At 51.9% G+C, this 5,062-nt stretch carries 4 protein-coding genes; all 4 read left to right on the forward strand.

Features of this window, described 5'->3' with window-relative positions:
- Nucleotides 1-548: 548 nt before the first annotated feature.
- Nucleotides 549-2,009, forward strand: coding sequence for a sugar ABC transporter ATP-binding protein (locus P1P89_22115; GenBank protein ID MDF1594215.1), 1,461 nt, complete (start codon nt 549-551; stop codon nt 2,007-2,009).
- 137 nt (nt 2,010-2,146) lie between these two features.
- Nucleotides 2,147-3,187, forward strand: a complete 1,041-nt coding sequence (locus P1P89_22120; GenBank protein MDF1594216.1) for an ABC transporter permease — start codon at nt 2,147-2,149, stop codon at nt 3,185-3,187.
- Nucleotides 3,180-4,160, forward strand: a complete 981-nt coding sequence (locus P1P89_22125) for an ABC transporter permease (protein MDF1594217.1) — start codon at nt 3,180-3,182, stop codon at nt 4,158-4,160. Before P1P89_22120 ends, P1P89_22125 begins: the two co-directional genes overlap by 8 nt.
- 214 nt (nt 4,161-4,374) lie before the next feature.
- Nucleotides 4,375-4,944, forward strand: a complete 570-nt coding sequence (locus P1P89_22130; protein MDF1594218.1) for an ORF6N domain-containing protein — start codon at nt 4,375-4,377, stop codon at nt 4,942-4,944.
- The last annotated feature ends 118 nt before the right edge of the window (nt 4,945-5,062 follow it).

The following is a 5,062-nucleotide window of genomic DNA, read 5'->3' on the forward strand; positions in this document are numbered from 1 at the left end:
ATTCTCACTATGACAAGATTTCTGATTATTGTATGACTTTTATTTACAGGCGCTTTCATGCTTAAGTTGATATTTTTAAATTGATTTAGTTAGCCCTATTTAATGTTATTTAATAAATGAGTGGTCCCTAAGGATCCTCGCGCCACTATTGACGACACTGCTCGCATCGATCATTGACAAGCAACTACTGTGATGATTCTATGCTTTGAACGTGGTCGCCCGTCAGGCGCGGGCGTCCAATTTTGCGCCACGAATGGTTCAAACAGCGTGGACTATAACGCTATCTGCTATGCTTGACGAATACGGCTTTTCTGCTAATCGTGTAGCCGAGGGACTTTCACCCCATAAGTTCACGCCCATGCGGGCATACAACACGGTATCCACCAGACTGCCGCTTCGCGTCTATAGATGATGTCTAAGACGTTGGACAAATGGACAAACGATGGAAACAATTGAAACGCCAATTAAATTAAGAAGTTTCACTCAGCGCATTCGTCATGTGTACGGACAATTATCCATCAAAGAAAGATTGAATGGACCCGTGAAAGATGTGGATTGAATTTCGAGATATCCACAAACATTACGGACCTGTCAGGGCCAATAACGGCATCTCGCTGACGGTTGCACCGGGAACGATCCATGGCATCCTGGGTGAAAACGGCGCCGGCAAAAGTACCCTGATGAAAATCCTGGCGGGGTACATCCGAAAAACTGATGGCAACATTTTAATCAACGGCTCGTCGGTCACCTACGCAACTCCCGCCCAGGCATCCCGCCTGGGAATCGGCATGTTGTATCAGGATCCCCTGGACTTTCCCCAGCTTGCTGCGTTGGACAATTTCATGCTGGGGCAGTCCCGCGGATTCATCAACCGCCGCCGCCATTTTAAAGATCAGTTCATACAGCTTTGCGAACGCTTGAACTTTTCGCTCTCGCCCGAAGCTGCCGTCAGCAGCCTGACCGTCGGCGAGCGGCAGCAGCTTGAAATCATCCGGCTGCTGTCTTTGGGTTGTCGCGTGTTAATCCTGGATGAACCCACCTCCGGCATATCCGGAATCCAGAAAGAAATCCTTTTCAGAGCGCTGCAAAAATTAACGACGGAAGCTAAAAGCATCATTCTGGTGTCCCACAAATTGGAAGATGTTGAAGCGTTGTGTGACCGTGTAACCGTCCTCCGACAGGGGGCTGTCACCGGAGAAATAAATGCGCCCCTGGATACTTCCACCCTGCTGGAGATGATGTTTGACGCCCCGCCGACTCCGCCGGTCTGCAGGGGCGCTTCATCAAACCAGGAGTTGCTGGCGCTGCGCGGTGTTTCCGCCATGGGAGGACGCACCGGTCTGCGGCAATGCGATGTGGTCATAAACCGGGGCGAAGTCCTGGGTCTGGCCGGCCTGGAAGGTAGCGGCCAGAGCATTTTCTTAAGGGTTCTCTGTGGGCTGCAACCGCCTCTGTCCGGTTCGGTCTATCTGGGCGGAAAAAACGTCAACCGAAAAGGATACCATTTTTTCAAACATGCCGGGGTTGCTTACATGCCCGCCTCGCGTTTGGAGGAAGGCATGGTAACCGATATGAACCTCACGGAGCATTTCGCCCTGCAACAGCGTGCCCGTTCGTTTTGGGTTCCCTGGCAGGAAGCCCGGCAACTTGCCGAAAAACAAATCAACAAGTTTCACATCAAGGCAACGCCGGAAACGCCTGTTCAATCCTTGTCAGGCGGTAATCAGCAGCGTCTGCTGCTTTCTTTTTTGCCCGAAAACCCACAGCTCCTTCTCCTTGACAATCCCACCCGGGGCCTTGACCTGGAATCCGCCCGGTGGGTCTGGCAGTACCTTCAAGCCTATTGTTCCCAAGATACCGGCATCATTTTTTCTTCTCCGGAGCTGGAAGATATCCTGACGGTTGCCCAGCGGGTTCTGGTTTTTTTTAACGGCCGTGTGGTTAAAGATGTTAAAACCGAAGATATCGATATCCAGGCGCTGGGCCGTGCGGTTGCGGGCAAGGTCTGACAATGAATTTCTTCAAAAAAATCCCCCCTCGCCCCCCTTTCACAAAGGGGGGACCACGCCTCGCCGGAACTCCTCCCTTTGATAAAGGGAGGCCGGGAGGGATTTTTAAGCGTCGTCGACTTTATGACCCCAAAAAATTGATTAAATTCCTGCGGGATCTTGCTTTTGCCCTGACCATCGTATTTGTTTTTACCACGCTTGTTCTGCTGCTGGCCAAGGCCCCTCCCTTGTCGGCCTACTATCATATTTTCATGGGCGCCCTGGGATCCTGGAGTAAATTTTCCCATGTTATCAAAGCCTGGACTCCCCTGACGCTTTGCGCCTGCGGATTGCTGTTCACCTTCAGGATCGGCCTTTGGAATATCGGTATTGAAGGCCAGGTAATGATGGGCGCTGTCTTTACGACCGCAGCACTTCGGTTGGGACTCCATGACGACATGCCGCCGCTGATCTTGGGGTTCTCCTTTGTTGCCGGCGCTGCCGGCGGGGCCCTGTGGGCGCTGCTGGCCGGATATTTAAAAACCAGGGGAGGGGTTAATGAGATATTTGCCGGTCTCGGTCTAAATTTTGTAGCCCAGGGAATCATCCTGTGGCTGATCTTCGGCCCCTGGAAGCGACCGGGAATTGCGTCCATGAGCGGCACCGAACTGTTTCCGCAAGGTCTGTGGCTGACCCACACGTCGACGCTGAAGCTCTCGCCAATGGGTCTCTCTTTCGTCTTGCTGGCCGTAATCCTGACAGCCCTGCTGCTTCGCTATACCCGCATCGGTTTAAATTTAAAAGCCATCGGAAACAATTCTGCCGCAGCCTATCTTTTCGGGCTCAAACCGGACCGCTATATGCTCATCGCCATGCTCTTTGCCGGCGGCTTTGCCGGGCTTGCCGGAAACATCCAGGTGACCGGCGTGTATCATCGCCTGCTGCCGGCCATTTCCAGCAACTACGGATATCTGGCGCTGCTGGTGGTCATGCTTTCCAACTACAACATCTGGGCGGCCCCGGCGGTCGCCTTTTTTTTCGCCTGTCTGAATACAGGCAGCATCCAGCTGCCGATGATGCTCCAGCTGGACTCCTCTTTAAGCGGCGTGATTCAGGGGTCGCTGGTATTGGCGGCCCTGGCCGTGCATGCCTGGCGCTTGCGCACCAAAGAGCGAAAGGAAACTTCCCCCCATGAATGAACTGCATTTAACCGTTCTGCTGGCCGGTGTTGTCGCCGGCGCCGCTCCCATTGTTCTGGCAACCCTGGGGGAAACCATTACGGAACGGGCCGGATTAATCAACCTGTCCCTTGACGGTTCCATCCTTTTAAGCGCCATGACGGCCTTTGCCGTGGCCTCTGAAACCAACAGCCTGATGCTGGGTTTCCTTGCAGCCGCCCTTGTGGGCGCGCTGACAGCAGCGACCGTGGCCGTCTTCAGCATCTACCTGGGCCAGTCCCAGGTGGCGGTCGGTTTTGTCCTGACCTTGATGACCCGCGATCTGGCCTATTTCCTCGGCAACCCCTATGCCCGCATCCATGGCCCCCAGGTTGCGCTACACCCCATCCCCTTTCTGGATCAGGCGCCGTTTTTCGGCCCGGTTTTTTTCAGCCACAATCTTCCGGTCTATCTGAGCCTGATGCTCATCGCTCTAACCTGGTGGTATCTGTATCGCACCCCCCTGGGCCTTGAGCTGCGATCCGTGGGCGAACACCCCCAGGCCGCATTTGCCCGGGGCATCCCACCCCAACGCCTGCAGATGTTATATGCCATCTGCGGCGGAATGCTGGTGGGGCTGGCGGGAGCGACTTTTTCGCTGTCGACCAAACAGGGATGGGGACGTCCCCAGGGCGCCGAGGGAACCGGCTGGATCGCCCTGGCGCTGGTGATTTTCGGCGGCTGGAACCCGGTCAAGGCTGCCTTGGGAGCCTACCTTTTTTCTTTTCTGCAGGTTCTCGGCATCTACCTCCAGGGGTGGCTCCCCTCCATTCCGGCCCAGGTGTTCCAGGTTGCGCCGTTTCCGCTCATGATTTTTACCCTGGTCCTGATGCACCTTGCACAGAAGGAATCCATTTTAAGCTGGGCGGACGGCAGCAGTTGGAAAAAAACAATCCTGCGAATATTCACCGGGACCGCCCCGGCCGCCCTGGGAAAAGCGCACCGGACGGATTAACGCTTTCTTTCAGGCTAATCAATAAATATTCTTGATTATTATCAGGTTATGAACTACCAATTTTTAAATTATCATCGTATCCGTTCAAACCACAGATAAATGGAAAATTATTTATGCTGGCAAAAACCCCTTTTCTCAGATAATGAGTTGAGGTTTTTTTAAAATACAATTGCATAGCCTGGTACAACTAAAAACATAGCTGATTGGTGCAGGTATGGTAAAAACAGCAAAAAGTTTGGCATATCCAGTTGAGCGCATCGAAATGGCAATCCTTTTTATTCGTGGCCAGAAAGTTATGATTGATGCCGACTTGGCCTCGCTATATGGCGTCACGACGAAAGCGTTAAACCAGGCGGTGTCGAGAAACGAAAAAAGGTTCCCTTCGGATTTCACTTTTCGTCTGACAAGGATGGAAAAAGATGAACTGGTCACAAATTGTGACCGGTTGCAAAGACTTAAACACTCTTCGGTATTACCCCGGGCGTTTACCGAACAAGGCGTCGCGATGTTATCCAGCATACTTAACAGTGATAGAGCCATTGAAGTCAACATCGAGATTATGAGGGCCTTCTTAAGACTCCGCCGGATATTATCAACTCATAAAGAACTGGCTAAAAAGCTTTCGGAACTGGAGATGAATCTGAAAGATCATGACGAAAAAATTTCCTTGATATTCGATGCGATTCGCCAACTCATGGCACCGCCTGAAAAATCAAAAACAAAAATCGGTTTCACGGTCAAGGAAAAACAGAAAGCTTACGGAAAAGGCAAAAAAGGGTCATAAAAAAACCGGGGTACTTTAAATCAATAGTCAAGGTTTTGACCCCAGCAATTTTGACTGAAAGTGATAAGTGCTAATTTCAGTGCATATTATGCATTAATCTGAAAAAAATTTCGCGATG

It is taken from the genome of Desulfobacterales bacterium (assembly GCA_029211065.1).
Classification (GTDB): domain Bacteria; phylum Desulfobacterota; class Desulfobacteria; order Desulfobacterales; family JARGFK01; genus JARGFK01.